Genomic DNA, 26574 nt, shown 5'->3' with positions numbered 1-26574 from the left:
CTGAAACGATTTCAGGGTTCGCGCAAGGGCTTCAGCTCAGCCCTTCGATTTCGCCATCCTCGTTCAGGTAGATATTGTCCGACGACGGCTTCGATGGCAGGCCGGGCATGGTCATGATCTCGCCGCAGATCGCCACCACGAAGCCGGCTCCGGCCGACAGGCGCACCTCGCGCACGGAAACGGTATGCCCGGTTGGAGCGCCGCGCAGGTTGGGATCCGTCGAGAAGGAATACTGCGTCTTGGCCATGCAGACCGGCAGGTTGCCATAGCCTTGCTTCTCCCACATATGGAGCTGATCGCGCACGCTCTTGTCGGCAGTGGCTTCCGAACCGCGGTAGATGCGCTTGACGATGGTGTCGATCTTGTCGAACAGGCCAAGGTCGTCTCCGTAAAGCGGCGCAAACTGAGAGCGCCCGGATTCGGCGAGTTCGACAACCTTGTGGGCCAGTTCCTCGATACCGGCGGAACCCTGCGCCCAGTGCCTGCACAGCACCGCTTCTTCGCCCATCGTCGCGACAAAATCCTTCACCGCCTGAATCTCGGCGTCGGTGTCGGTGTGGAAGTGATTGATCGCAACGATCGCCGGCACTCCGAACTGCTTCACGTTCTCGATATGGCGGCCAAGATTGGCGCAACCCTTCTTCACCGCTTCCAGGTTTTCCGCGCCGAGGCCCTCCTTCTTCACCCCGCCGTTCATCTTCAGCGCCCGTACTGTGGCGACAATAACGGCGGCGGCGGGCCTGAGGCCGGCCTTGCGGCACTTGATGTCGAAGAATTTCTCCGCGCCGAGATCGGCGCCGAAGCCGGCTTCGGTGACCACATAGTCGGCCAGCCTGAGCGCGGTCGAGGTCGCCATCACCGAGTTGCAACCGTGGGCGATGTTGGCGAATGGGCCGCCATGCACGAAGGCCGGATTGTTCTCCAGCGTCTGCACCAGGTTGGGCTGAATCGCATCCTTGAGCAGAACGGCCATCGGCCGATGGGCTTTCAGGTCGCGGGCGAAGACCGGGCTCTTGTCGCGTCGATAGGCGATGATGATGTCGCCCAGCCGCTGCTCCAGGTCCTTCAGGTCGCGCGCCAGGCACAGGATCGCCATGACCTCCGAAGCGACGGTGATGTCAAAGCCGGCTTCGCGCGGATAGCCGTTGGCCACCCCGCCCAGCGACACGACGATCTGGCGCAACGCCCGGTCGTTCATGTCCATGACGCGCCGCCACGCGACGCGGCGGGTGTCGATGCCAAGCTCGTTGCCCCAGTAGATGTGGTTGTCGATCAGCGCCGACAACAGGTTATGGGCCGAGGTGATGGCGTGAAAATCCCCGGTGAAGTGGAGGTTCATGTCGTCCATCGGGACGACCTGCGCATAGCCGCCGCCGGCGGCGCCCCCCTTCATGCCGAAATTCGGCCCCAGCGACGCTTCGCGGATACAGATGATCGCCTTCTTGCCGATGCGGTTCAGCCCGTCGCCGAGGCCGACGGTGGTCGTCGTCTTGCCTTCACCCGCGGGTGTGGGATTGATGGCGGTGACGAGGATCAGCTTGCCCGTTTCATTGCCCTGAATGGACTTGATGAAAGCGGCGGAAATCTTCGCCTTGTCATGCCCGTAGGGCAGCAGATGTTCGGCCGGAATGCCGATTTTCACTCCGACCTCCTGGATCGGCTTCTTGGCTGCGGCGCGTGCGATCTGAATGTCGGATTTCACTTCGGCCATAGATGCGTCCCTGTTTTTGTCTGTTCGCCTGAGACCGGCTGCCCGGAGCATGGATAGAAACCTGTGAGGAGGGGCGTTCGCCGTTCCAAAACAGGCGCTCAATAAACAGAAAGCGACAGGGCGCCTGCATGCCCGGCCTGCCTCACCTGTCGAGAATGGAGCGGAGTTCCACGATGTTGGAGCGCACCTGCAAAAGGTTGAAGCCCATGGTCGCCAGGTGGGAGGGGAAGAAGGCGCTGGACTCGTCGCCATTGGAGATGATCCAGGGCTGCACGTTGAGCGACGCGCGCAACTGGCCCTCCATGCGCGTCCACAGCGTCGTCAGGTTGCGCTCGGCGATCACCGATGCGAAATCCGAGCGGGCGGCGACCAGAATGCCGTAATAGGCGTAGAGCTGCCCATAGGCGAACCAGAAGCGGTCGTCGGCGCGCAGATCGAACCAGCCGGCGTCTGACGCTTCTATGCGCTGGCGCAGTATATCGGAGGTCGAGCCGATGTCGCCGGCGATGCGGTCGAGGAACTGCATCAGGTTGTCGGCACGGGCGTCGAAGGTCGACTGGCACTTTTCAAGAGTGGTGTTGAAGGCGCGCAGATTGGTGATCGCCTCGCGATAGACGCTGGGGGTGGGGCGGGTCGGGCCACGCCAGCCGACGTACCAGGCGGTTTCGTTCCAGGCGAGATTGGTGCGGGCGTTCTGGAGATTCTGGTCGATTTGCGAGGTGCCGCGCACGCGGCCGAGCGTGTCGACCAATTCCGTGGTGGTGCGGCGCATGACCTGATTGATGCCGAGCTGGAAAGCCGCCTTGTTGTCGAAGAGCGGCGTGTTCCTCCACTCGATGCCGAACAGGCCGAGCTTGGACAGCACCATGGAGGAAATCCATGCGTTCTGGTTTACGTTGAAATCGATCAGGTCGGCCGAGGTGGCGGCGATCGCCGACGGTTTGCAGGTCGGCGCGGGTTCGCCGGCGACGGTGGCGGAAACGGCGTTCGGCGTAACGGGATCGCCCGCTCCGGTGGCGTCGCGGGCTTCGACAAGGGCCGCCGGATAATCCGGGTTGAAGCCGGTCCAGAACTGGGTGACGTAGAAGAAATAGCCGTACATCAGGACGATTACGGCCAGAATCGCCCCTACGATGGCCCGCAGCATGAGGCCACGCTGGAGATACCAGCGCCCGACCCACATGAAGGGCCACAGGATGACGCCGACGACGAAGCCGATGGCCCGTCCGATCCAGTGGAATATCCGGGTTATGAAATTCACGACCGGGTCGAGCATGCGTTGCACCCTTCTGCGGTTCAGTCGGTCAGGCCGTAGAGGCGGGCGCGAAACGCCGCCTTGTTCCTGAGATATGCGGTTTTCAGCACATCCACAACATGGGCGCGCCAGTTCTGGCTGAAGCCCTCGTAATCGGCGTAGAACCCCTGCTTGTTGAAGATGTAGCGCGACATGAAGTCGAACGGCACGAAATCGGAGATCAGCCGGTTGGTGAGCCAGGCGTCCGGATGGTCCGGTTTCGCCCGCACCACGAGGAAACGCTGCCTTGGCGGCACTTCATCGATCCGCAACTGGCCAAGCTGGTTGATCTCGCGCTTGGCCGCGTTGAGGAAGGGAAAATTGCCGTCCTGACTGATCCGCTCGGCGTTGTTATGGATCCATGTCTGAAGCCAGATCTTGTCGACATTCGAAAGGTTGCGGTTCGGCTCGGACTCGCGGATCAGGCCGCGCACCACCATCTCGGCGCGGTGTTCAAGATAGCCGGAGGCGTCGATCCACGAGGCGCGCGGCAGTTCCAGACGGCCGGATTCAGCAAGGAAGCGGAACACGCGGTCGGCGTCGAAGATCGAAAGATAGCTGACCTGCCACGGTCGCGAGCGGCGGAATCCGGGTGCGGAGGGGTCGCAAATGACCGTGGTCGTGTCGGGGTCGACAAACACGTAAAGACCGCCGAAATGGCTGGTCCAATAGGCGTTGTGGCGGAAAATGACCTGATCGGGGACCAGCGCGTTCTCGCGTATGTCGCCGCAGATGCGCGCCAGTTCGACCATGCGGTTGAGCATGTCGTCGTCGCGCCAGGCGTCGGGCTCCTGCTTCAGCCGGTCGACCAGCGTGCCCAGTTCCGCCGCCTTGCCCAGCACGTCCTCGGCGGAAAGCACACGGAACTCGACCTGATTGATGGAGAGCAGGTCCTCGATGTCCTCGACGGTCGAGACCGAGTCGTCGATCTCGCCGTAGATCACATCCTTGATGGTGAGCGCGTTGATGGCCCGCTGGTTGCGGGTCATGAACTCGAACATCAATTGCGATGTGTTTGAAAATGCTGTGTGAACGACCGGCAGATCGATCTGCGCCGGTGTCAGGATGATGAAGCGGCGGTTGATGCCGTTCGGATCGAGATAGCTGTAATCGCCAAGCTCTTCCGCAATCTGCGGCGAAAAGCCGGTGCGGTCGATCTCGAAGGATTGCAGGTCGGTGGGCGACAGGCCGAAGGCTTTCAGCGCCTTGTTGTAGCGTTCGACAAGGTGCGGCTCGTCAACCGTCAGAAGGCGGCCGTAGATCAGGGCGCTGTCACGCAGGAGGGGGAAGCGGGACGGCATCAGCCCTTCACTCCCGGCGAGGCGGTGCGAACGTCATGCATTCCACAGCCCCTTCTTCTTCAATTCCTCCATTTCGCGAGCGGCGCGTTCGCGCAGACGGACATCGCGCAGCAGTTTCTCCACCGCCGCGTCGTCGGACTTGTCGGCGTAGCGGAATTCGGAATCGGCGTAGCGGTTGATCTCCTGCATCACCATGTCGAGCGAGAAGGGGCCGCGCAGGTCCTCGATCATGGCCTTCTTGTCGTCGTAGGACTTGTGCATGAAGGTCTCGGGCTTCTCGAACCACTCGTCCGGCAGTTCGATGTCCATGGCGCGCATCTTGATCGCGTCGGTGACGTTCTTGATGGCGCGGCCGGTGAAGCGGGGTTCGGCCTCCTTGATGCGATGCAGGTAGTCGCCGATATCGGCCAGCGTCTTCGGCTCGCCGTTCTCCTTCAGGTAGCGCTCATAGACGCGCGCGAGCCCGTCTTCCTGCGGTCTGGCGTGACCTTCATAGGCTTCCGCAACCGCCCGCTGGATTTCCTGCGCGGCATAGAGCTGGTGTTGTCCCAGCGGAATTTCGTGATTCTTTCCAGCAAGAAGCACGAAGATGTCAATGTAATCCGCGCGCGTCTGCGGCCCGTCCACCAGCCAGCGCGCGCCGGCCCGCTGGCGCAGCGCATCGTCGACATTCTCGGGATAGTTGGAAAACATGCCGAAGGCGCAGTTGCCGCGCACCACGGTCGCCGCGCCCGCGAAGGCGTCCATCAGCACGCCGGTGATTTCCTGCTGGCCGGCCGAGGCGCGGTCGTCGGATCGCCTTGCCGCCACCTGATCGATGTCGTCGATGGTGCCGAAGCCGATGGCGCGCGGATTGAGCACGTTCTTGATGAACTGGCGGCAGTTCTGGCCGGACTTGCCCTGATAGGAGGAAATCTGGTCGACGCCGAAATTCTCGTAGACGAAGGGATAGCCGGCGATCTGGCAATAGTCGTTGACGAGGCCGGCGATCATCTGGATCAGCGTCGTCTTGCCGGTGCCCGGCGCGCCGTCGCCGATGAAGGTGAACAGGAAGCCACCCAGTTCCACGAACGGATTCAGTTCGCGGTCGAAGTCATAGGCCATCAACATCCTGGCGAGCTTGACCGACTGGTACTTGGCGATGTGGTTGCCGACCACTTCCTCCGGCTTCTTGAAGGTCATGACCAGCGGTCTGGCGCGCTTGCTCGGCGCGACATCGAAGCCGTCGAGGGTGAAATCGTCGGCGTCGATGCGGATGTGGCTGTTCTCGAAAGGCCCGAGGGCGCCGTCCAGCCTGGTCTTGCGCTGCAAGAGGCCGTCGATGGCCATGCGGGCGAAGGAGCGGGCTCGCGCCATCAGGTCGGCGTCATCCTTCGCGCCGGCGAGCGCCCGGTCGAGCCCGGCCACGATCGACTTCACCGCATCCTGCGGCGTGTCGAACAGGAAATCGGGTTCGGAGATGTCGTTGGGAGCTTCACCGTCGCTGTCGATCAGCTGATAGAGATAGGCGGCGAAGCTGAACGCCGCGATGTAGGCGGAGGACGACAGCAGCTTCTTGAAGCGCGCGGCGTCGTCGCCCTGCAAGGGCGCGCGGGCGTTCCGGGCTTGCAGGTCCTCAAGGTCGGAGCCCTGCGCGAACACTTCGGCAATGGCCAGCGCCACTGCAATGCCGCGCCGCGCGCGATAAAGCAGCGTGTGCTGGGGAATGGACAGCAACTGGTCGTCGGGGTGGACCGCGCCGACGGTTTTTGCCAGTTCCACCTCGCGCGTGCGGCGCACGGAGCCGGTGGAGACGGTGGAGACGAAGCGGCGGTTGGTGCCGGCCAGCGGGGTTCCCGCATCCCGTGAAGGGTCTTCCAGCACGACGATGCGGGTGATGAAGCTCTGCGCCGTGGCGCGGTGCTTCTCGATCGTGGCTTCGGGAATGGCGGTCAGGCCGGTATCCATGGAACCTCTGCTTGGCTAAACTCACACATCCGAAATCACCTGCCCGTTGGACAGGATGTGGACCTTGTAGCCAGCGAATATCTTTTGAGTTTCGCCGGCGGCGTAAAGCGCCTGATAAGCCTCGTGCGGCACCAGCGCATGGTTCTCATAGGCTGAAACGCCCTGGCGCGTGGCTTCAAGATCATCGGTGTCGATGTGAAATTCCTGTGTCGTCCTGGAAGAGGAGAACAGCCCGCGACGGCCGGATTTCTCGCCCTTGGAAAAGACTTCCTGCACGGTCCAGGTCAGCAGCCAGGCGTTGTCCGGCTTGCGCACCCGCTCCAGCACCTCGTTGACGACCGAATTGTTTTCGGTGATGCCGGCCGAATAGAAGGGACCGAGTACGACACGGCGCAGTTGCTTGGGGTGCAGCGTGTCGAAATCCTTGTCGAGGTTGCTGGCGATGGTGATCGGCGACAGCGAATAGGCGGAATTGCGCTCGGTGAAATCGTCGAACCTGTGCGCCAGTTCCGGATTGAGCAGACCGTCGACGGGCAGGGGAATCTTCACCTTGCCGTTCAGCCGGCGGTCCTTGTCGACCAGTTGACGCACCATCGAATCGGAGGAATCCTCGACCGTCGCCATATAGACCAGCGGCAGGTTCGCCGCCCCGTCGAAGCTTGCCCAGTGGACCAGATAATAGGGCAGGCCGGATTTCGAGTTCACCGAAACCCTTATCGTCTGAGCGAGCGAGAATGGCCCGAAGGTCTCCTTGCTTTCCACGTCCTCCAGATAGAGTCGCTCGGCCATGGAGCGTTGCAGCGCTTCGGGGAATTCCTTGTTGCGCAGGATGAAGTCGGCCATCTCCTGCCGTAACTCGTTGGCCTGCGGAATGGTGGCGAGGCGCGCCTCGGCCTGCTTGCGGTCGTTCTCCAGCTCCAGAACGTTCTGGAACACCGGAAAGCCGCTTTCGGCGCGCGAGATGCGGAAGCTTTCCTGGAAGCCAAGCCGGTTTCGCCAGCAGGAAAAGGATTTTTCCAGCCGGGCTATGTATTCGGCCACGACGGAGGCGACGATGTCGTGGCGGTAGAGTGGCGAGCGGTCGTCGCGCAGGAACACCTCCAGCCCGCTCAGCGCCGCCGCGATGGAGGAGAAGTAGCGTGCGGCGGCGTCGGTTTCGGCGTTCATGTAAGGCTCTGCCCTTTGCCTTCGCCCCGCCCTATGCCTTCACATAGTCAGCGGCATTGTGCTTGCGCAGCACGTCGTCGAAACGGCGGGCGAAGGCGTCGTCGGCCAGCTTCTTGCGGCGCTGGATGTCGGCGGTGGCCACCATGTTCTTTTCGTGCAGCTCGAGCAGGTCGCCGATGTGCTTCTGCGCCGCCGCACCGATGCCGGCCATGGTCTCTTCGGCCGTGGTGTCGACGCGAGAGCCCAGCGTGTTGATCTTGTGGGCGACATCCTGCTGGGCGGCCGTCTTCAGCGAATCTTCCAGCGCCTTGTAGAGCACAATGCGCTGCTCGGTATCGATGGCCAGCTTGTTTATCAGCGTTGATTGCGCCGCAATCTGATTGTTGAGCGAATCGACGAAGGTCTGGAACATGGAAGTGTAGCGTTCAAGCGTCTGGCTCTCGGCCAGAAGCTCCTGCTCCTTCGCCTGCCTCTCATTGTATTCGGTCGCCAGTTTCGAGCGCTCGCCTTCCAGTTCCGTGCGCTCGCTCTGGTTGGTGGAGGCGGCGATGCGGTTTTCGATGTCGAGCAGCAGCGGATTCAGTTCCTCGATGCGCTTCTGGGTCGTGGTGAGGTTCTCGATGGTCGCCTTGCGCCGCTCTATCACGGTGGAAAGGCTTGTCTCGGAGGTCTTGTAGCGCTGGTCGAGAACTTCCTTCTGCCCCTTCAGAACGCCCACGATGGTGTCGGACTTGGTCAGCAATTCCTGAAGGTTGCCGGCCAGAGACATGTTGCGCACGCGTTCGGAGCGGAGGCGCTGCTGGCGCTGGCGCGAGAAAATACCGACGAATTTTTCCCACGCCGAATAATTCTTCATGCTCTCGAATTCGGCGCCGAAGATATTGGTGGCGTCCTCCAGCCCGATGATGAGATCGGCGATATTGGCTTCCATCACCTTCTGCTGGTTGAGAACGTCCTGAATGCGGGCGTTCTCGATGTCGAAACTGGCGTCGCCGATAGTTTTGTCGGCGCTGGCCAGTGTCTCCAGCACGGAGCCGGAGTGTTCGATGCGCGAGCGCATGTCCTCGACGGCCTGCTTCGTTTTTGCAATCTCGGCGTCGAAATTCTGCAACGTCGCCATTCGGCCCTCCAGCATACGGGATGAAATTCGCAGTTTCGCGAGCGGCGAATATAGGCAGGGGCTTTCTTCATGGAAAGGCGCAACGCGGCCGCTTCCATGAAAAATCAGAAATGCGGCCATGGCGCACCGGCCCGCAAAAACAAAAACGCCCGCCTGCGGCTGGCGCATGGCGGGCGAGGAATGAACGGATTTGCGCTCAGGAGGCGGGGGCGGAGGCTGCCGGCCGTGCCGGACGGGCCTGCGGACGCGGCTTCCTCGGCGGGCCGGCAATCAGCCCTTCGCGAATGGCGAGCTTGCGGGCCGCCTTGCGCGAACGGCGAACAGCTTCAGCCTTTTCGCGGCCGCGGCGCTCGGATGGCTTCTCATAGGCGCGGCGCGCCTTCATCTCACGGAAAACGCCTTCGCGCTGCAGTTTCTTCTTGAGGACCCGGAGGGCCTGATCGACGTTGTTGTCACGAACGAGTACCTGCAATGAACTTCCTTCTTTCTGCAAATGCTGAAAAATGATGGGATTTGAATCGGTTCGGCTGAAACGATGCAGCGAAACATCCCGGCGGATTGCTTCTATATAGGATAAAATCGGCGATTGTGCACGTTTCCACCGATTTATTGTCGGTTGCGCGGAATGGGGCGTCGCCCCGCTGCGTACGCATTTCCTCAACCTGGCCCGGCAGGATGTCGTCGATCAACCAACAGGGGGCGTTAACGGCAATGTGTTACCGGTTGAAAGGAAATGAGAATAATGTTTGGCTTGACTAAATCATAACCTCGGCGGGCCGCCCGGCGCCGCTCACGAGCCAGAATGGGAGAAGAGAATGCCCAGCTTGAAATCGATCGCGCTTTCGCTCGCCTTGTCGGTGGCGGCGAGCGGCGCCGCCTTTGCTGCCGAACCCGACAGTTGCAAGGCCGTCCGCTTTGCCGACGTCGGCTGGACGGATATCACCGCCACCACCGCCACCGCATCCGTTATCCTCGAAGCGCTTGGCTACCAGCCCGACACGCAGGTGCTGTCGGTGCCGGTCACATACGCTTCTCTCGCGGCCAAGGATATCGACGTCTTCCTCGGCAACTGGATGCCGACCATGGAAGCCGACATCAAGCCCTATCAGGAGAAAGGCACGGTCGATACGGTGGTGACCAATCTGGAAGGCGCGAAATACACGCTCGCCGTTCCGGCCTACACCTATGAGGCCGGGCTGAAGAGCTTCCAGGACATCGCCAAATTCAAGGATAAGCTCGGCAACAAGATCTACGGCATCGAGGCCGGCAACGACGGAAATCGCGTCGTGCTCGACATGATTTCCGAGAACAAGTTCGACACCGCCGGTTTCGAACTGGTGGAAAGCTCCGAGGCCGGCATGCTGGCCGCGGTGCAGAAGGCTGTCGGCTCGAAGCAGGATGTCGTGTTCCTCGGCTGGGAGCCGCACCCGATGAACGCGAACATCGACATGAAATATCTTGAGGGCGGCGACGACGTGTTCGGTCCGAATTATGGCGGCGCCACCGTGCTCACCAATGTGCGCGCCGGCTACGTGGCCGAATGCCCGAATATGGGCGCGTTCCTGAAGAACCTCGTGTTCTCCCTGCAGATGGAGAACGAGATCATGGGCGCGATCCTCAACGATGGCGCGGAGCCCAAGGCGGCGGCGACCGCCTGGCTGAAGGCCAATCCCGACGCCATCACGCCCTGGCTGCAAGGCGTGACGACTTTTGACGGCGGCGATGCGACTGCGGCAGTGAAGTCGTCGCTCGGCCTTTGAGGGCCGCGCCAGCCATCATGTGAAGCAGACGGCGGGCGATCGTGACCGGTCGGCCGCCGTCGTTCCAGAGCATCGGGCCGAAAGTGGAATCGGTTTTCGGGTTATTCCGACGCTCAATCCAAGTGTAGAGCGTCCCTGGTGCGTCCGAAAAGACGCAGGGCGCTTTGACAAGGACAAAAACAAGGGGGCGAGATGGATCCGGTCTCGGCATTGATCGCCAGTTTCAAGATCCCGGTCGGGCAGTGGGGAAGGTCGTTCTTCACCTTCCTCACCACCAATTTCGAATGGTTCTTCGATGCGATCGCCGACGGGGTCACATGGGTCCTGCAAAGCCTGATCGACCTGCTTCTGTGGCTGCCGCCGGTCGTCGTGGTGCTGCTCATCGCGGCGCTCGCCTGGTGGGTGCAGCGCTCATGGAAGCTGGCTCTCGCCGTAGCGATCGGCCTCGGCTTCATCATCAATCAGGGCCTGTGGAAGGATACGGTCGAGACGCTGGTGCTGGTGGTCGGCGCCACCGCAGCTTCCATGGCGATCGGCGTGCCTATCGGCATATGGGCGGCGCATAATGAGCGGGGCTATCGCATCCTCCAGCCGATCCTCGACCTGATGCAGACAATGCCGACCTTCGTCTATCTGATCCCGGTGCTCATTCTCTTCGGTCTCGGCATCGCGCCGGGCCTCATCGTCACGGTGATCTTTGCGTCTCCGGCGCCCATCCGGCTGACCTATCTCGGCATCACCTCGGTGCCCAAGCCGATGCTGGAGGCGGGGGAAGCCTTCGGCGCCACGAAACGCCAGCTTCTGTGGAAGGTGGAACTTCCCGCCGCCATGCCCACCATCATGGCCGGCCTCACCCAATGCATCATGCTTTCGCTGTCGATGGTGGTGATCGCCGCCCTGATCGGGGCCAACGGTCTCGGCAAGCCGGTGGTCCGGGCGCTGAACTCGGTCAATATTCCGCTCGGGCTGGAAGCGGGCCTCGCCATCGTCATCATCGCCATCATTCTCGACCGCATAAGCCGGGTTCGCACGGGAGCCAGCCGATGACTGTCGCTGTCGAGTTCCGCAATGTAGACATCGTCTTCGGCAAGGAGAGGGCGCGCGCCCTTGAAATGATCGACCAAGGCGCCTCACGCGACGAGATTCTTGCAAAGACCGGGGCCGTCCTTGGTTGCGCGGGCGCCAATCTTACGGTGCAGGAAGGCGACATATCGGTTCTGATGGGGCTTTCGGGCTCCGGCAAGTCCACGCTGCTGCGGGCGGTCAACCGCCTCAACGTGGTGAGCCGCGGCAGCGTGATGGTTCATGACGGCGACCGCATGGTCGATGTCGTGACCTGCAATGACGCGACGCTCAGACACCTGCGCCAGAAGCAGGTGGCGATGGTCTTTCAGCAGTTCGGCTTGCTGCCGTGGCGGACGGTGGAAGAAAATGTCGGCTTCGGGCTGGAGCTTGCCGGCGTGCCGGACGCGGAACGGCGCGAGCGCGTCGCCAGCCAGTTGAAGCTGGTCGGTCTTGACCAATGGTCGAAGAAATACGCGCACGAGCTTTCGGGCGGCATGCAGCAGCGGGTGGGACTGGCGCGCGCCTTCGCCACCGAAGCGCCGATCCTGCTCATGGACGAGCCGTTTTCGGCGCTCGATCCGCTGATCCGGACCAAGTTGCAGGATGAGCTTCTTCAGCTTCAGGCAAAGCTGAAGAAGACGATCATTTTCGTTTCCCATGACCTTGAGGAGGCGCTCAAGATCGGCACCTCCATCACCATCATGGAGGGCGGGCACATCGTGCAGACCGGCTCGCCGGAAGATATCGTGCTCCAGCCGGCCAACGATTATGTGCGCGACTTCATCGCCAATGTGAATCCCCTGTCGGTGCTGACGGCGTGGAACGTGATGCGCATGAAGCACGAGCTTGAGCACGACGTCGACGGCTGGGTGTGGCTCGACCGTCGCGCCACAACGCGCTTCAGACTGGATGCGCAGGATCTGGTCATTGCTGCCGAACGCAACGGCCAGCCAGCGGACTGGGTCTCGTGCAATGATGTGGAAAAATTGCCGGAGAATGGCTCGCAGGTGTTCTGGGCGACGCCCGGCACCTCGCTGAAAATAGTTATGCTGGCGATGCAGCGCTCGCAGACGGCGCCGGTGGCGCTGTTCGACGAACAGTCACGCTTCGTCGGCTCCATCGGCATTCGCGACGTGCTGAACGCGGTTCTGAAGCGATAGGCTGACGCAGCGCCGTTTTTTCGGGGGAGGCAGGTCAGTGTCCGATAGCGCGTCGGGCCGAAAAGCGCCCGCGGTTTTGGGATTATTCCGATGCTCCACCAAAGGCGTCAGCGCGGGCTTCGTGCGTTCGGCAGAACGCAGGGCGCTTCAAATGGCTATCGCCCCTCGCGATACCACATGCCACCGAGCGCCAGCAGAAGCACCCCGAGACCGAGGAAGCCGCCGAACAGCGGCACGCTGCTGACAGATTTCAGCACGCTGTCCTGCGTGTTGCGCAGCCCGATCCAGTCGCCGCCCGAAGCCTCGCCGGACGAGCGCACCGGTACGACCGAGGGCAGGTTCACGCCGGCCGGATCGGAACCGGCCAGCCGGCGCACGCTGCCGCCGACCGCCTCGGCCGCTGGCTTGAGCCTGTCGGTGGTCGAAACCACATCGGTGAATTCCGGCGCGTTCACAGGCCCCACATGGGCAAGCGTGGACAAGTCGCCATTGGCGACCTGATAGAGCCCGATCTCGTCGGTTTCCAGACTGCCGGTGAAGATGCCGGGTTCCGATTGCGCAAGCCGCACCTCCACCGTCTTGCCCGATGGGGTGGTGACCTGGGCGGGACCCGGATCGTCACTCATCGTCTGGCGGCGGATGTCGAGAACCATGCCGCGCCCGTCGGCGGTCAGCCGCTCCTCCTCCAGTTCCGGCTCCTTCATCAGCCAGTGCGCCAGCCTTCGGTAAAGCTGCACATGCGGGCCGCCGCCTTCATAGCCGCGCGCCCACAGCCAGCCCTGATCGGAAAGCAGCATGCCAACGCGCCCTTCGCCCCTGTGATCGAGCAGGAGCAGGGGCTGCTCGTCGGGCCCCTTCATCACCACCTCGCCCTGGGGGTTTTCGATGCGCACGGTTCGGAACCAGCGTCCCCAGCGCGGCGGCTCGGCTTGCGAGCCGTCGAGGCCGCGCGTCACCGGGTGGCGCTGGCCCAGCTCGGTGAGGCGCGGATAAAAAGCCTTGTCGATCACCTCGCCGGTGGGCATGGCGGGCAGGGCCGACATCAGCGGGGTGTTGGCGATGGTGCTGTAGCCGGCATATTCGGGGCCGGCGGCGATCAGCAGCGCGCCGCCATTTTCCACATATTCGGCGATGTAGTCATAATAGAGGACCGGCAGCACGTCGCGGTGCTGGTAGCGGTCGAAGATGATGAGATCGAACTCGTTGATCTTCTCGACGAACAGCTCGCGGGTGGGAAAAGCGATCAGCGACAGTTCGTGGATGGGCGTCGCATCCTGCTTTTCCGGCGGGCGCAGAATGGTGAAGTGGACGAGATCCACCGAGGCGTCGGATTTCAGCAGGTTGCGCCAGGTGCGTTCGCCCGCATGGGGTTCGCCAGACACCAGAAGAACACGCAGATTCTCCCGTATGCCGTCGACCAGCGCGATGGCGCGGTTGTTGGTGTAGGTAAGCTCATCTTCCTCGGCGGGGATGGACAGTTCGACAATGTTGCGACCGGCGTTGGGCACGATGATGTTGAGCGGCGTTTCCTGACCGATCAATGCCTGCTGCACGCCCATGTCCTCGCCATTGACGGCGATGTGCACATCGACGGACCCTGTTTGCCCGCTGGTCGCGATCACCCGGTAGGTCATGTCGAGCGGCTTGCCGACGAGGCCGAAGCGCGGGGCCCTCTCGAAGCGGATGCGACGGTCCTTCTCATCCTGGTGGCCGGTGACAAGCGCATGGAGGGGCGCATCGAAATCGGGCGCGGTGGCGGGCACATCATGCACCTGACCGTCGGTGATCATCACCGCTCCGGCGATGCGGGAATTCGGCACGTCGCGGAACGCGTTCTGCAAGGCGGAGAACAGCCGCGTCTCGGTGCGGTCGCCGGCGGCGGCGTCGCCGCGTCCGGTCTCGACCACCCGCACGTCGAACTGGCCGAAGCGGGCGAGGCGTTCCTTCATGCCGGCCAGCGCCGCGTCGGTCTGCCGCTCGCGCTCGCCGATCGACTGGCTCTGGCTGCGGTCCACCACGAGGGCGACGACGCTCTGCAAGGGGTCGCGCTCCTCGTCGAGCAGCACAGGGTTCAGCAGAGCGGCTGCAAGGGCTGCCAACGCGGCCAGCCGCAGCAGGGCTCCGCGTCGACGCATCCACAGGCCGGCCAGCGCAAGCAGCGCCAGCGGCGCCAGCACGGCCGCCAGCAGGGGCCATGAAAGCAGGGGTTCGAAGGAGAGCGACCAGTTGTTCATGAGATCACTGCCCCAGCCGTTCGAGCAGGATCGGCACATGCACCTGATCGGATTTGTAGTTGCCGGTCAGCATGTACATCATGATGTTGACGCCGCCCCGCAAGGCGTAGACGCGTTGCATCGGGTCCGGCGGCACGGTCGGCAGCAGCGCCCCGCCGTCCGCGTCGATGGCCCATGCGCCAGCAAGGTCGTTGGCGGTGATGAGGATCGGCGAAACGCCGTCGCCGGTGCGCACCGGCCGGTTGTCGACATTGGAGGCGTCGAGCGAAGCCTCCACCCACATCGGGCTGCCGTTGAAGCGGCCGGGAAATTCCGGAAGCATGAAGAACGACTTGGTCAGCACATGGTCCGCCGGAACCGGCTCCAGCGGCGGCACGTTGAGATTGCCGAGAATGTCGCGCAAACGCTGGGTCGCGGGGCTGGTCGCGCCTTCTCCGAGCCCGCTGGAATACTCATCGCGCGTATCGAACAGCACGGTGCCCCCCTGCCGCATATAGGCGTCGATGCGCGCGATGGCGTCTTCACCCGGCATCGGCGCTGCGGCGTCGATCGGCCAGTAGATCAGCGGATAGAAGGCCAGTTCATCCCTGGCGATGTCCACGCCTGCCGGTTCGCCGGGTTCCAGCGCGGTTTTTTCGACGAGGAAGCGGCTGAGGCCTTGCAAGCCGGCGCGGCTGACCGCATCGACGCTGGAGACGCCGGTGATCACATAGGCCAGACGGGTGGTGGAAACGGCCTCGATGGAGATGGCGTCGTCGGATTTGGCGTCCTGCGCGAAAGCGTTGCCGGCAAGAAGAACCGGCAGTGCGAACAGAACCAGAAGGGATGCAGCAGTGGCCGCGCCGCGTCCGGGGCGCGACCGGCGCGCCATCACGCCGCCCATCCAGAACACCGCCAGCGTGTCGAGCGCCATCAATGCAAGTGCGGCGGCGATGAACGGGCCCTTGAGCGGGCTGGACTGGTCGAAGGCATAGGCGATGTTCGTCACCGGAACCTGCGCTTGCGGGGGCCGGATGGGGGTGAGCATGCTGTCGGGGGACAACAGGTTATGGGCCAGCACGCCGGCTTCCGAACCATAGAGGCCGGGCGGATTTTCCATCGTGACGGCGTTGCGGTCCGCCGGCGTCAGCGGGCGCGCCTCGGGGGAGGGCGGCGCCAGCGCTCCGTCCGCAGCGATCATCCGGTAGGGAGCAAGCGCGGCGGCCGGCGCGTCGCTGGTTATCTCGACGCTGCCCTGATTGCGGGAAAGCTGCACCACACGCTGGAGCATTTCCACGAAAGTTCCGGAAATCGGCAGGTTGGACCATGTCGCGGTCGGCGCGATGTGAAAGAGCGCAATGGTGCCCCTGGCCCGCCTCGCCCCCGTCACCAGCGGGGTGCCGTCGGCGAGGCTCGCCCATGTCCTGTCCACGATATCGGGCGAGGGCTCGGCCAGAACCTGACGGCTCACAGTCACGTCGCGGGGCGGGGTGAGATCGGCGAAGGGGCCGGACGTAGGGAACTCGCTCACCGGCTGCGGCGTGGTCCAGGACAACGCGCCGCCGAAGCTGCGCTCGCCGCTGCGCAGGCGCACAGGCAGCAATTCGTCATTGCCGGCATTGGCGAGGCGGGGGCCGGCGAAGCGTATCAGCGTGCCGCCGCCTTCGACCCATTCGGTCAGCTTCAGCCGGGCCTGCTCGGGCATGGCGCCGACGTCGGACATAACGATCATCGCCGGCTTTTGTTCGAGGATCTGCGGAATGGCCTCGGCGAGATCGGGGTTGGCGGGTTCGATCAGATCGGCGAAGGGCGAGAGCGCCCGGCGGATGTAGTAAAGCGGCGACAGCAGCGGTTGCGCCTGATCGGCCTCGGCTTGCGAAATCAGCCCGATACGGCGGCGTTTCGAGCTTTCGTCCAGCACGCGCACGGCCCCGGCGTGAAGCTGGCCGTCAACCGCAATGGAGGCGAAGTCGTTGCGCAGTTCGAACGGGCCCGACATCTTCGCGGTCGCCTCGTTCTCGCCCGCGCCGAAGGTCAGCGCGGCGTCGGCGATGCGGCGGCCCTTGTCGTCGAAAGCACCCACCGTAAGATGGGCGGGCGCGGAATTGCCGGTGGCGCGGATCGCGGTCAGGGAAAAGCCGTCCACCTCGTTTTCCGAGGCGGTCAACGCCACCGGCGCGATGCGCTCGGGCGCCGCCCAGACGAGATTTGCCGCGCCTTGCGCAAGCAGAGTCCGGAACGCCTCGTCGTCGCCTGGCGCTTCCAGGCCGTCGCTGAGCACGGCGATGCTTGCGCCGGGCATCGAGGCCAGCGTTTCGGAGACGCGGGCGTAGATCGCCTGCCGGTCGGTGGGAATCGGCCGCGGCGCAGTCGCGCGCAGCCGGTCGAGCGCCGCATTGGCGTCGAACGGACCGATATCTGCATTGGGCTTTTCGGCGGTGAAGGCGATGACGACGGGAAGATCGGAAGCGCCGGCGTCCGTAATGAGGCGGCGGGCGGTGGCGACGCGCTTGTCCCAGTCGGGCGCGGAAGCCCAGCCATTGTCTATGACCAGCGCCAGCCCCGCACCGCTCGTCGTCACCTTTTCGCGCGGGTTCAGCACCGGTTCGGCCAGCGCCATGATCACGAGCGCCGCCATCAGCAGGCGCAGTAGCGTCAGCCACCACGGACTTTGCCGGGGCGTTTCCTCGCGCTTGAGAACGCGGGCGAGGATCTTCAGCGGGGGGAATAGCTCCGTTTGCGGCTTGGGCGGGGTGAAGCGCAGCAGCCACCAGATCACCGGCAGGGCCAGAAGGCCGAACAGCACCATCGGCGCACCGAAAGAGAGCGGCAGCCAACTCATGCCCACTGCCTCCCTGCGCTAAAGCCGCCCGCAGCGGTCAGCGCCGCATGCAGCCGCACCAGCGCTTCCGAGGCTGGTCTGTCGGTGTGGTTGACGGTGAAGCTCCAGTCGTGGCGCCTGGCATAGGCGGCCAGTTCTTCACGGCGCGCGATATAAAGCTTCCGGTAGTCGGCAGCCAGCATCTCGGCGCGTCCGGCGGTGAGCTTGTCGCCGCTTTCGGGATCGGTGAACTCTGTGCGGCCGGAATAGGGGAAAGTCTCCTCGGCCGGATCGGCCACCTCGATCAGATGGGCGCGCACACCCTTACGGGCGAGCAGATCGAGCCATGAGAGCGTGTCTTCCACAGGGTCGAGGAAGTCGCCGATCAGCACGATGTCGCAGAAGCGGCGGATACCGGAAAGGTCGGGCCTTTCCGGCGGCATGGCCGAATGGGCCAGATGGGAGGCGATGCGTTCGGCCCCGTTGCGGGCGCTGAAGGGGTCGGTGAGACCCGGCCAGCCGATGCGCTCGCCGCTGCGCGACAGAAGCTCGGCCGCCGCCAGCGCCAGCACCAGCGCGCGCGACTGCTTGGAAGTGGTGGCGAGCGTCGACTGGTAGAGCATGGAGGCGGACATGTCCGCCCACAGCCAAACCGTGTGCGCGGCCTCCCATTCGCGGTCGCGGATATAGGTGTGGTCGTCGCGGGCGGAGCGGCGCCAATCGATGCGGCTGACGGATTCGCCATCGACGTAAGGCCGGAACTGCCAGAAATTCTCGCCGATACCGCGCTTGCGGCGGCCGTGCCAGCCGGAGGCCACCGTGTTGACGATGCGGCGGGCCTCGATCAGCAGATCCGGTACGAGGGCGGCGCGCTGGCGCGCCCTTCCCAGCGCCTCGCGCGCCTCGGCAGGTGCCTGGAGCTCGCCGATCCTGGGCATCAAAGCGCCTTTGCAAGCCTCGCCACGACATCGCGCACGCTCATGCCCTCCGCGCGGGCGGCGAAAGTCAGGGCCATGCGATGCTGGAGAACGGGCTCCGCCAGCGCCTTCACGTCATCGACCGAAGGGGCGAGCCGCCCGTCATAGAGTGCGCGGGCGCGGGCGCACAGCGTCAATGCCTGGCTGGCGCGCGGGCCAGGCCCCCAGGCCACGTCGCGGTCGGTTTCGGCTACGCCCTGGCCGGGGCGCGCCGAGCGCACCAGTTTCAGGATCGCCTCGACCACGCTTTCAGGCGCGGGCATGCGGCGGACAAGCGTCTGGATTTCCTTCAGGCGCTCCGGTCCAATGGCGTTGGCGGCGCGGGACTCGGAGGTGCCCGTCGTTTCCAGCAGGATGCGGCGTTCCGCGTCAAGATCGGGGTAGAGGATGTCGATCTGCATCAGGAAGCGGTCGAGCTGGGCTTCCGGCAGCGGGTAAGTGCCTTCCTGCTCCAGTGGGTTCTGCGTCGCCAGCACATGGAATGGCGAGGGCAGATCATAGCGCTGTCCGGCCACGGTGATGTGATATTCCTGCATGGCCTGGAGGAGAGCCGACTGGGTGCGCGGCGAAGCGCGGTTGATCTCGTCGGCCATCAGCAACTGCGCGAAAACGGGACCGGGTATGAAACGGAAGGAGCGGCGGCCGTTCTCGTCCTGCTCCATCACTTCGGAGCCCAGTATATCGGACGGCATCAGATCGGGCGTAAACTGGATGCGGCGGGAATCGAGGCCGAGCACGACGCCCAGCGTCTCTACCAGTCTGGTCTTGGCGAGGCCGGGCACGCCGACCAGCAGCGCATGGCCGCCGGCGAGAAGCGCCACCAGCGTGCGCTCGACCACGCTTTCCTGGCCGAAGATCACCTTGCCGACGCCCTCGCGCACCCGGGAAATATCGGCCAGCGCCTTTTCGGCCTGTTCGATCATGTCCTTTTCGCTGATCGGGCTTTCGGTGACGATGACGCTCATTGTGCCTCGATCCTCTTTTTCGGCCCTGCTTGCGGGCAACGGCCTGCCGACGATGGCCTGAGACGATGGACTGACTCGCAGCATTGCATAAAGACCTGAAGAGTCTAAATCACAGGCCAAGGCTGACAAGCGCGACAACAGTGACTATTTCGTGACCATGACCGAAAGCAAGCCAGATCGACAGCCGCGCCTCGCCGCCGCCGCAGACGCCGGTGGACTGGAGGCGCTGATTGCGCGCGCCGCCCGCGCAGGCAAGGGTTTGCCGCCGGTGGAGCGCTGGAATCCGGATTTCTGCGGCGACCTCGATATGGAGATTCGCGCCGACGGCACATGGTTCTATCTCGGAACGCCGATCGGGCGGCCGGCGCTTGTCCAGCTCTTCTCCACGGTGCTGCGCAAGGACGAGGACGGCCGCACCTATCTGGTGACGCCGGTGGAAAAGGTTGGCGTCCGCGTCGTCGATGCGCCCTTCGTGGCTGTCGAGGCGGATATCTCGCAACGAGACGGACAACAGGTCGTCACCTTCCGCACCAATGTTGGCGATGTGGTCGAGGCCGGTCCGGGCCACCCCATGCGCTTCGTGGAGGAAGGCGAGACCGGCGGGCTCAAGCCCTATGTACTGGTGCGCGGGCGGCTGGAGGCGCTGGTGTCGCGTCCGGTCATGTACCAGCTTGTCGAACATGGCGAGGAGGTGGAGACGCCTCAAGGCGCGATGTTTGCGCTGCGTTCGAATGGCGAAACCTATCCGATCATGCCGGCCGAACGGTTGCGGCAGTTGGGCGGATGAGCACCATGGCTGACACTTCCCCCTTCTCGGCCCAAGCTTTTCGTCTGCGGGCGCAGAAGCAAGTGGAGCCGATCGAGGCCGTCTCCGAATATGGCGACCATCGGTTCAATCCGGGCCATCCTCGCCTGTCGCACAACGGCGTGCGGTTGCGGCCCGCAGCCGTTCTGATCCCGGTGGTGGACCATGGCGACGAGGCGACCGTGCTTCTCACGAAGCGATCCGAGACGCTGAGGAACCATACGGGGCAGGTCGCCTTTCCGGGCGGGCGCATCGACGCCACCGATCCGACGCCCGAATATGCGGCGCTGCGCGAGACGCAGGAGGAAATCGGCCTGCCGGACAGGTTCATCGATGTGGTGGGGCGCATGCCGGACTATGTTTCGGGCACCGGCTACCGCATCGCGCCGGTGCTTTCGGTGGTGAAGCCGGGCTTCCACCTCACCCTCAATCCGCAGGAGGTGGACACCGCCTTCGAGGTTCCGCTGCGCTTCCTCATGGATCCGGCCAATCACCGGCAGGGCAGCCGCATGTGGAACGATCTCGAATGGGTGTTCTACGAAATGCCCTATGACGGCCAGTATATCTGGGGCGTCACCGCCGGCATCATCCGCACCCTTTATGAAAGGCTCTATGCGTGAGCGACAAGGTGAGCATTGCCGGGCGTGGCGACTGGCTGGCGGACGAGAACCTGCAACTCCTGCTGTCGGTTTTAAGCGCGGACGGCGAGCTGGCGCGGATCGCGGGCGGCGCGGTGCGCAACGCGTTGCTCGGCCAGCCGGTGGCGGATGTCGACATCGCCACAACGAATCCGCCCGCCGAGACCATGCGGCGGGCGAAGGAAGCTGGCTTCAAGCCTGTTCCGACCGGCGTCGACCACGGAACCATCACGGTCGTCGCCGGGGGACGGCCGTTCGAGGTCACGACTTTGCGCGCCGACGTCGAGACGGACGGACGCCATGCCCGCGTCGCCTTCGGGCGTGACTGGAAGGCGGATGCGGAACGGCGCGACTTCACCATCAACGCGCTTTATGCCGAGGCTGACGGCGCCGTCATCGATCTGGTTGGCGGACTCGCAGACATCGAGGCGCGGCGACTGCGCTTCATAGGCGACCCGGAAGCGCGCATCCGCGAGGATTATTTGCGCATTCTGCGCTTCTTCCGGTTCTTCGCCTGGTATGGCGACGGCCGCCCGGACGGCGAGGGCCTGAAAGCCTGCGCCCGGCTGAAAGAAGGGCTCGACCACCTGTCCGCCGAGCGCGTCTGGGCGGAACTGAAAAAGCTGCTCTCCGCTCCTGATCCGTCGCGCGCCCTGCTCTGGATGCGCCAGGCCGGGGTGCTGTCGCGCATCCTGCCCGAAAGTGAGAAATGGGGCATTGACGGGATTCATGCGCTGGTGCGCGCCGAGGCCGATCTCGGCTGGCCGGTTGACCCCATGTTGCGGCTGGAGACGATGCTCCCGCCGGACCCCTCACGCATGAAAGACCTGGCGAAGCGCATGCGCATGTCGCGGGCGGAAGCCGACCGTCTGGTGCAATGGGCGCTGGCAGCGAATGTGAAAGCGGATACCGCTGAGGGGGCGCTCGCCCGCCAGCTTTATGCCGGCGATGCTCAGGCCGTCGTGGACCGGCTTCGCCTTGCGCTTTCCTCGGCGCGCGCCCGCGCGGTAGAAGACGACAAGGCGTTGGCCGAGGCCGGCGGCTATTCCCGCCAGCTCGGCTTTGCGCGGAAATGGACCAGGCCGGAATTTCCGCTCAACGGCGCGGATTTGAAGGCGCTGGGGCTTGCGCCCGGACCACAGCTCGGGCTTGTGCTCAAGCGCCTCGAACAGGACTGGATCGGCAGCGGTTTCGCGATCGGGCGCGACGCGCTGCTCGAGCGCGCCGCAGACGAGATCAGGCCGCGTCCCTGACTTTTTCGATGCGCGAGCGGATGGCCTCGACCATCGTTTCACGAATCACGGTCTCGCCATGGGTCTCGCGCATGTGCTCGACAGCGCGGCGCATGACTTCCGCCTCCTCGTCGGCGCGGGTGTGCCATTCACAGCCGGGGACGAGCGACCCGCAATGAAATTCCTTCATCGGTTCCTCCTTTCCTGTCTGACAGGCAAGGATAACACATTTGCCCCACTATTGTTGCAAGAAGGGAGGCGATGTGTCCGGGTCACGGCCATTTGGCCTCGGGAGGGAGGCTGGACAGGATCGAGTTCACGTTGCCGCCGGTCTTCAGGCCAAAAGTGGTGCCGCGATCGTAGAGCAGGTTGAATTCGGCGTAACGGCCCCGGCGCACAAGCTGTTCCTCACGATCCTGCTCGGTCCAGCCGTCGTTGAAGTTCTTGCGCACGATGTGCTGGTAAGCGACGAGGAAAGCGCGGCCGACATCCTGCACGAAGGCGAAATCGGCCTTCCAGCCGCCTCTTTCCGCGTCCGAATGCAGCCAGTCGAAGAAGATGCCGCCGATCCCGCGCGGTTCGTTGCGATGGGGGAGGAAGAAATATTCGTCGCACCAGTCCTTGTAGCGCTGATAGTCGGCCACGCCGGCATGCTTGTCGCAGGCGAACTGCATGGCGCGATGGAAGGCGACGGTGTCAGGGTCTTCCTGCGTGCGGCGACGGTCGAGCACCGGCGTGAGATCGGCCCCGCCGCCGAACCATTGCCGGGAAGTGACGACCATGCGCGTATTCATGTGCACAGTCGGCACATTCGGGTTCCAGGGATGCGCGATCAGCGAAATGCCGCTTGCCCAGAAGCTGGGGTCTTCTTCCGCTCCGGGTATCTGCTTGCGGAATTCCGGAGAGAACTCGCCGTAAACAGTGGAGGTATGCACGCCGACCTTCTCGAACAGTCGCCCTTTCATGATCGACATGACGCCGCCACCGCCGCGACCTTCGTCGCGGTCCCAGGGGCTGCGCTCGAACCGGCCGGACGTCCAGGAGGATTGCGGGCCGGACAATTCGTCCTCAAGAGCTTCGAACGCCGCGCAGATGCGGTCACGCAACTCCTCGAACCAGATCCTTGCGGCCTGCTTCTTCTCTTCGATGTCAGCCGGCAAACCTGCCGGAATCTCGGGTCGTTGCTGCACTGGCGTCTCCGCTTCCGGACCGCATGGCCCGTAAAATGACTCGTCTTTTGTGGCCGTGATCCCTAATCTCTGTGGGGAAAGCGTCAAGGAGGCTTTTTTGCGCACGCCCGCAAGACCGCCGCTGGATGGTCTGAAGAAGCGGCTGGAACGCAGCCGCATCGAGCGCGGCGGCAAGTCGCGCGACGGCTTCCTCAGGGAGACGTTCGTTCTGTCCCGCCCCGAGGCGCGCGCCAAGGCGCAGGAATGGTTCCAGCGCTGGCCGAAGCAGGCTTACTGGACCGAGATCGAAAGCTGGTTCGAACGCCCCGGCGACATCATCGAGTTCACCATCCGCCGGCTGCCGGCAGCCGATTGAGGCTTCACGGCAACTGGCGAAGCGCTTCCCCGGCGACCATTGCGACGGATAACGCGATATTGATGCTGCGCGCGCCTTCCACCATCGGAATGACCAGACGTTCCTCGGCGGTCTCGTGAACATGGTCGGGGACGCCGGCCGATTCGCGCCCGAACAGCAAGGTGTCGGTCGGCGCGAAGGCGAAGTCGGTGTAGGCGGTCGCGGCCCTGGTCGAGAGCAGCACCAGCCGGCGACCTTTAGCGCGCCGCGCCGCCTCGAACGCGTTCCAGTCGACATGCCGGGTGAGCGCCGCCATTTCCAGATAATCCATGCCGGCGCGTTTCAGGGTGCGGTCCGATAGGTCGAAGCCGGCAGGCTCGATGATGTCGACGCCGATTCCGAGACAGGCCGCAAGCCGCAATATGGTGCCGGTATTTCCGGCGATGTCCGGCTGGTAAAGCGCGATGCGCGGGATGTTTTCCAGAGGCATGCCCAGTTCCAAGTTGCAGTTCGGTCACAGGCGGGGGACTGCATCGCTCTCCCCAAGTGCCGGGGCGCGTCTGTCGTCTGGCCATGATCTGCGAATGGGTATAAGAGAGCGCCATTGTCAACTCGAACAGAAGGAGGCGGAGAATGCATATGCTGATGTACCCAGTCAGTTCCCGCCTCGCGCCACGCGCCTGACGGCGGCAGTCGGTTCGACGTCATCTGATCCCGCCAGCACGTTCGATTCGATTCCCGCCTGAACCTTTCCCGGTTTCGAGCAGGAATCCCGAATTGTTCCGACCATCAGATCTTGAAGCCTTAGCCTCGTTCGCCGCCCTTCCATGGGCGTTCCGTCAGGCGGTCCTATATTCCCCGCATGCGCGGCCGCGATTCGAGCGCTTCCGCGCCGTTTTGCGGACATCGAAATTTGAACGCAAGAGAACAAAGATGTTTCGCTGGTTTGAAAAGAAGCTCGATCCGTTCCCCGCAGAGGAACCGATAGAACCGCCCCAATCCCTGGTCGCATTCTGCGTGCATTTCACGCGTGGCGCCTGGCCTTATATCGCCATAGACGCGGTGCTGATCGCAGCGATCGCCATCACAGAGGTGTGGATGTTCCAGTTCCTCGGCTCGATCGTTGACTGGCTGTCGGCGCACGACCGCGAGACCTTCCTGCAGACTGAAGGCTGGAAGCTGGCCGGAATGGCGTTTGTGGTGCTGGTGCTGTTGCCGGCGACGGTGTGGTTCCAGTCGCTGATCCATACGCAGACGCTGATGGGCAACCATCCCATGCGCATCCGCTGGCAGGTGCATCGCTACCTGCTCAAACAGTCGATGACCTTCTATCAGGACGAGTTCGCCGGCCGTATCGCCACCAAGCTGATGCAGACGGCGCTCGCCGTACGCGACTGCGTCATCAAGCTGGTCGATGTGCTCAACTACGTCATCGTCTACTTCCTTGGCGTGCTGTTCATCGTCGGCTCTGCCGACTGGCGGCTGGTCGCGCCGCTGCTGATGTGGCTGGCCGGCTATCTGGTCCTGCTGCGCTACTTCGTGCCGCGGCTGGGCAAGGTGGGCAAGGAGCAGGCCGATGCCCGCTCGCTGATGACGGGCCGCATCGTCGACAGCTACACCAACATACAGACGGTGAAGCTGTTCTCGCATGCCGGGCGCGAGGCGAGCTATGCGCGCGAGAGCATGGCGCTGTTTCTCGATACGGTCTATCGCTCCATGCGGCTGGTCACCAGCCTCTATGGCGTGCTCTACCTGCTGAACTCGATGCTTCTGGCTTCGGTGGCGGGCCTGTCGATCTGGCTGTGGCTCAATGAGCAAGTGTCGATCGGTGCAGTCGCCGTCGTCATCGGCCTGGTTCTGAGGCTGTGGGGCATGTCGCAATGGATCATGTGGGAAGTTTCGGCCCTGTTCGAGAACATCGGCACGGTTCAGGATGGCATAGGCTCCATCTCCATGCCCCGTCTGGTCGAGGACAGACCGGGCGCAAAGGGGCTGGTCGTCGACAAGGGCGAGATCCGCTTCGCTGACATCGGTTTCCACTACGGCAAGAAGAAGGGCATCATCGAGCATCTGTCGCTGACGGTGAAGCCAGGCGAGAAGGTGGGCATTGTCGGCCGCTCGGGCGCAGGCAAATCGACGCTGGTCAACCTGTTGCTGCGCTTCTACGACCTTGAGCGCGGGCATATCCTGATCGACGGGCAGGACATCGCCGGCGTGACGCAGGATTCGCTGCGCGCCCGTATCGGCATGGTCACGCAGGACACTTCGCTTCTCCACCGCTCGGTGCGCGACAACATCCTCTACGGCCGCCCCGATGCTACCGAGGAGATGGTGATCGAGGCGGCGCGGCGGGCCGAGGCGCTGGACTTCATCGCCGGGCTTTCTGACGCCAAAGGGCGCAAGGGGCTGGACGCTCATGTCGGCGAGCGCGGCGTGAAGCTGTCGGGCGGCCAGAGGCAACGCATCGCCATCGCGCGTGTTATGCTGAAGGATGCACCGATTCTCATCCTCGACGAGGCGACCTCCGCGCTCGACTCCGAGGTCGAATCCGCCATTCAGGAGAACCTTTACAGGCTCATGCACGGCAAGACCGTCATCGCCATCGCTCACCGGCTTTCAACCATCGCGGCGATGGACCGGCTGATCGTGATGGACAAAGGGCGGGTCATCGAGGATGGAACGCATGACGAGCTCATTGGCGCGGATGGCCTTTACGCGCAGCTCTGGCAACGTCAGTCAGGTGGTTTCCTGGTCGATGACGGCCAGCACGAACCCGCCGCCCGCATGAATCTCGAACTTGGAGAAGAGCCGGCCGAATGATCGAGACATGCCCCGCCGAACGGCAATTTTTCGGCGCTGAGCCGGCGAGACGCC

At 63.7% G+C, this 26574-nt stretch carries 22 protein-coding genes; 8 read left to right on the top strand and 14 right to left on the bottom strand.

All coding sequences use genetic code 11. The features are described 5' to 3' along the window. Positions 1–31 precede the first annotated feature (31 nt). From ABID44_RS06810 to rpsU, 7 genes are all read right to left on the bottom strand, one after another. Positions 32–1711: a formate--tetrahydrofolate ligase gene (locus ABID44_RS06810; protein WP_354150936.1), complete on the bottom strand. Its 1680-nt coding sequence runs from the start codon at positions 1709–1711 to the stop codon at positions 32–34. Between the two features lie 142 nt (positions 1712–1853). Next, positions 1854–2987, bottom strand: coding sequence for a DUF2333 family protein (locus ABID44_RS06805; protein WP_354150935.1), 1134 nt, complete (start codon positions 2985–2987; stop codon positions 1854–1856). Between the two features lie 20 nt (positions 2988–3007). Then, on the bottom strand, positions 3008–4306 hold the full coding sequence (locus tag ABID44_RS06800; protein WP_354150934.1) for a DUF6638 family protein: 1299 nt from the start codon (positions 4304–4306) through the stop codon (positions 3008–3010). Positions 4307–4339: 33 nt separating this feature from the next. Then, positions 4340–6253: an AAA family ATPase gene (locus ABID44_RS06795; protein ID WP_354150933.1), complete on the bottom strand. Its 1914-nt coding sequence runs from the start codon at positions 6251–6253 to the stop codon at positions 4340–4342. A gap of 21 nt (positions 6254–6274) precedes the next feature. Beyond that, positions 6275–7420 carry a hypothetical protein gene (locus tag ABID44_RS06790; RefSeq protein ID WP_354150932.1) on the bottom strand — a complete coding sequence of 382 codons (1146 nt, stop codon included), beginning with the start codon at positions 7418–7420 and terminating at the stop codon, positions 6275–6277. A gap of 31 nt (positions 7421–7451) precedes the next feature. Next, entirely contained in the window at positions 7452–8540 is a 1089-nt protein-coding gene (locus tag ABID44_RS06785; RefSeq protein ID WP_354150931.1) for a hypothetical protein, read from the bottom strand. 196 nt (positions 8541–8736) lie between these two features. After that, the gene (gene rpsU, locus ABID44_RS06780) at positions 8737–9012 is read right to left on the bottom strand and encodes a 30S ribosomal protein S21 (protein WP_354150930.1); all 276 of its coding nucleotides are present in this window, start codon (positions 9010–9012) and stop codon (positions 8737–8739) included. Between the two features lie 343 nt (positions 9013–9355). On the opposite strand from rpsU, the gene ABID44_RS06775 reads away from it, so the two are divergent. The 3 genes from ABID44_RS06775 to choV all read left to right on the top strand — a co-directional run bounded on the left by ABID44_RS06775 (position 9356) and on the right by choV (position 12525). Then, positions 9356–10300, top strand: a complete 945-nt coding sequence (locus tag ABID44_RS06775; RefSeq protein ID WP_354150929.1) for a choline ABC transporter substrate-binding protein — start codon at positions 9356–9358, stop codon at positions 10298–10300. A 192-nt stretch (positions 10301–10492) separates the two neighbouring features. Further along, entirely contained in the window at positions 10493–11347 is an 855-nt protein-coding gene (gene choW, locus ABID44_RS06770; RefSeq protein WP_354150928.1) for a choline ABC transporter permease subunit, read from the top strand. Beyond that, positions 11344–12525, top strand: coding sequence for a choline ABC transporter ATP-binding protein (gene choV / locus ABID44_RS06765; RefSeq protein ID WP_354150927.1), 1182 nt, complete (start codon positions 11344–11346; stop codon positions 12523–12525). Before choW ends, choV begins: the two co-directional genes overlap by 4 nt. 155 nt (positions 12526–12680) lie before the next feature. Here choV and ABID44_RS06760 read toward each other — a convergent pair whose 3' ends face one another. From ABID44_RS06760 to ABID44_RS06745, 4 genes are read right to left on the bottom strand one after another with little or no spacing between them, the layout of a single operon-like run. Beyond that, entirely contained in the window at positions 12681–14759 is a 2079-nt protein-coding gene (locus tag ABID44_RS06760) for a hypothetical protein (RefSeq protein ID WP_354150926.1), read from the bottom strand. A gap of 4 nt (positions 14760–14763) precedes the next feature. Then, positions 14764–17580 carry a DUF4159 domain-containing protein gene (locus ABID44_RS06755; protein ID WP_354150925.1) on the bottom strand — a complete coding sequence of 939 codons (2817 nt, stop codon included), beginning with the start codon at positions 17578–17580 and terminating at the stop codon, positions 14764–14766. Continuing rightward, positions 17577–18497, bottom strand: a complete 921-nt coding sequence (locus tag ABID44_RS06750) for a DUF58 domain-containing protein (RefSeq protein WP_354150924.1) — start codon at positions 18495–18497, stop codon at positions 17577–17579. Before ABID44_RS06750 ends, ABID44_RS06755 begins: the two co-directional genes overlap by 4 nt. Further along, positions 18497–19501: an AAA family ATPase gene (locus ABID44_RS06745; protein ID WP_354150923.1), complete on the bottom strand. Its 1005-nt coding sequence runs from the start codon at positions 19499–19501 to the stop codon at positions 18497–18499. Before ABID44_RS06745 ends, ABID44_RS06750 begins: the two co-directional genes overlap by 1 nt. A 157-nt stretch (positions 19502–19658) precedes the next feature. On the opposite strand from ABID44_RS06745, the gene ABID44_RS06740 reads away from it, so the two are divergent. Genes ABID44_RS06740 through ABID44_RS06730 form a run of 3 tightly spaced genes read left to right on the top strand, consistent with a single transcriptional unit; the run spans position 19659 to position 22197 of the window. After that, on the top strand, positions 19659–20288 hold the full coding sequence (locus ABID44_RS06740; RefSeq protein ID WP_354150991.1) for a DUF1285 domain-containing protein: 630 nt from the start codon (positions 19659–19661) through the stop codon (positions 20286–20288). A gap of 5 nt (positions 20289–20293) precedes the next feature. Beyond that, entirely contained in the window at positions 20294–20926 is a 633-nt protein-coding gene (locus ABID44_RS06735; RefSeq protein ID WP_354150922.1) for a CoA pyrophosphatase, read from the top strand. Continuing rightward, entirely contained in the window at positions 20923–22197 is a 1275-nt protein-coding gene (locus tag ABID44_RS06730) for a CCA tRNA nucleotidyltransferase (protein ID WP_354150921.1), read from the top strand. The genes ABID44_RS06735 and ABID44_RS06730 overlap by 4 nt, the downstream gene beginning before the upstream one ends. Here ABID44_RS06730 and ABID44_RS06725 read toward each other — a convergent pair. After that, a complete protein-coding gene (locus tag ABID44_RS06725; RefSeq protein ID WP_354150920.1) occupies positions 22181–22366 on the bottom strand; it encodes a DUF1059 domain-containing protein in 186 nt (61 codons plus the stop codon). The genes ABID44_RS06730 and ABID44_RS06725 overlap by 17 nt on opposite strands. 82 nt (positions 22367–22448) lie before the next feature. Beyond that, positions 22449–23366 (bottom strand): oxygen-dependent coproporphyrinogen oxidase, encoded by a 918-nt coding sequence (gene hemF, locus ABID44_RS06720; RefSeq protein ID WP_354150919.1) that lies wholly within the window; start codon positions 23364–23366, stop codon positions 22449–22451. 97 nt (positions 23367–23463) lie between these two features. Here hemF and ABID44_RS06715 point away from each other — a divergent pair, with 97 nt between their 5' ends. Further along, complete coding sequence (locus ABID44_RS06715; protein WP_354150918.1) at positions 23464–23721, top strand: hypothetical protein; 258 nt, start codon at positions 23464–23466, stop codon at positions 23719–23721. 4 nt (positions 23722–23725) lie between these two features. Here the strand turns inward: ABID44_RS06715 and ABID44_RS06710 are convergent, their stop codons facing one another. After that, the gene (locus ABID44_RS06710; protein ID WP_354150917.1) at positions 23726–24190 is read right to left on the bottom strand and encodes a tRNA (cytidine(34)-2'-O)-methyltransferase; all 465 of its coding nucleotides are present in this window, start codon (positions 24188–24190) and stop codon (positions 23726–23728) included. Between the two features lie 443 nt (positions 24191–24633). Between ABID44_RS06710 and ABID44_RS06705 the strand changes: the two genes are divergently transcribed. Next, a complete protein-coding gene (locus ABID44_RS06705) occupies positions 24634–26520 on the top strand; it encodes an ABC transporter ATP-binding protein (RefSeq protein ID WP_354150916.1) in 1887 nt (628 codons plus the stop codon). The last annotated feature ends 54 nt before the right edge of the window (positions 26521–26574 follow it).

This window comes from Aquamicrobium ahrensii (genome assembly GCF_040545755.1).
In the GTDB taxonomy this organism is placed as follows: Bacteria; Pseudomonadota; Alphaproteobacteria; order Rhizobiales; family Rhizobiaceae; genus Mesorhizobium; species Mesorhizobium ahrensii.
The sequence above is the reverse complement of the archived record's forward strand: the minus strand, read 5'-3'. Positions and strand labels throughout refer to the sequence as shown.

Excerpts from the sequence above, each read along its gene's own strand:
- ABID44_RS06810 (WP_354150936.1), bottom strand. The coding sequence starts at position 1,711 with ATGGCCGAAGTGAAATCCGACATTCAGATCGCACGCGCCGCAGCCAAG.
- ABID44_RS06775 (WP_354150929.1), top strand. The coding sequence starts at position 9,356 with ATGCCCAGCTTGAAATCGATCGCGCTTTCGCTCGCCTTGTCGGTGGCG.
- ABID44_RS06725 (WP_354150920.1), bottom strand. The coding sequence starts at position 22,366 with ATGAAGGAATTTCATTGCGGGTCGCTCGTCCCCGGCTGTGAATGGCAC.
- ABID44_RS06705 (WP_354150916.1), top strand. The coding sequence starts at position 24,634 with ATGTTTCGCTGGTTTGAAAAGAAGCTCGATCCGTTCCCCGCAGAGGAA.
- ABID44_RS06785 (WP_354150931.1), bottom strand. The coding sequence starts at position 8,540 with ATGGCGACGTTGCAGAATTTCGACGCCGAGATTGCAAAAACGAAGCAG.
- choW (WP_354150928.1), top strand. The coding sequence starts at position 10,493 with ATGGATCCGGTCTCGGCATTGATCGCCAGTTTCAAGATCCCGGTCGGG.
- choV (WP_354150927.1), top strand. The coding sequence starts at position 11,344 with ATGACTGTCGCTGTCGAGTTCCGCAATGTAGACATCGTCTTCGGCAAG.
- ABID44_RS06735 (WP_354150922.1), top strand. The coding sequence starts at position 20,294 with ATGGCTGACACTTCCCCCTTCTCGGCCCAAGCTTTTCGTCTGCGGGCG.
- ABID44_RS06790 (WP_354150932.1), bottom strand. The coding sequence starts at position 7,420 with ATGAACGCCGAAACCGACGCCGCCGCACGCTACTTCTCCTCCATCGCG.
- ABID44_RS06710 (WP_354150917.1), bottom strand. The coding sequence starts at position 24,190 with ATGCCTCTGGAAAACATCCCGCGCATCGCGCTTTACCAGCCGGACATC.
- ABID44_RS06755 (WP_354150925.1), bottom strand. The coding sequence starts at position 17,580 with ATGAGTTGGCTGCCGCTCTCTTTCGGTGCGCCGATGGTGCTGTTCGGC.
- ABID44_RS06805 (WP_354150935.1), bottom strand. The coding sequence starts at position 2,987 with ATGCTCGACCCGGTCGTGAATTTCATAACCCGGATATTCCACTGGATC.
- ABID44_RS06800 (WP_354150934.1), bottom strand. The coding sequence starts at position 4,306 with ATGCCGTCCCGCTTCCCCCTCCTGCGTGACAGCGCCCTGATCTACGGC.
- ABID44_RS06750 (WP_354150924.1), bottom strand. The coding sequence starts at position 18,497 with ATGCCCAGGATCGGCGAGCTCCAGGCACCTGCCGAGGCGCGCGAGGCG.
- ABID44_RS06795 (WP_354150933.1), bottom strand. The coding sequence starts at position 6,253 with ATGGATACCGGCCTGACCGCCATTCCCGAAGCCACGATCGAGAAGCAC.
- ABID44_RS06745 (WP_354150923.1), bottom strand. The coding sequence starts at position 19,501 with ATGAGCGTCATCGTCACCGAAAGCCCGATCAGCGAAAAGGACATGATC.
- ABID44_RS06740 (WP_354150991.1), top strand. The coding sequence starts at position 19,659 with ATGACCGAAAGCAAGCCAGATCGACAGCCGCGCCTCGCCGCCGCCGCA.
- ABID44_RS06760 (WP_354150926.1), bottom strand. The coding sequence starts at position 14,759 with ATGAACAACTGGTCGCTCTCCTTCGAACCCCTGCTTTCATGGCCCCTG.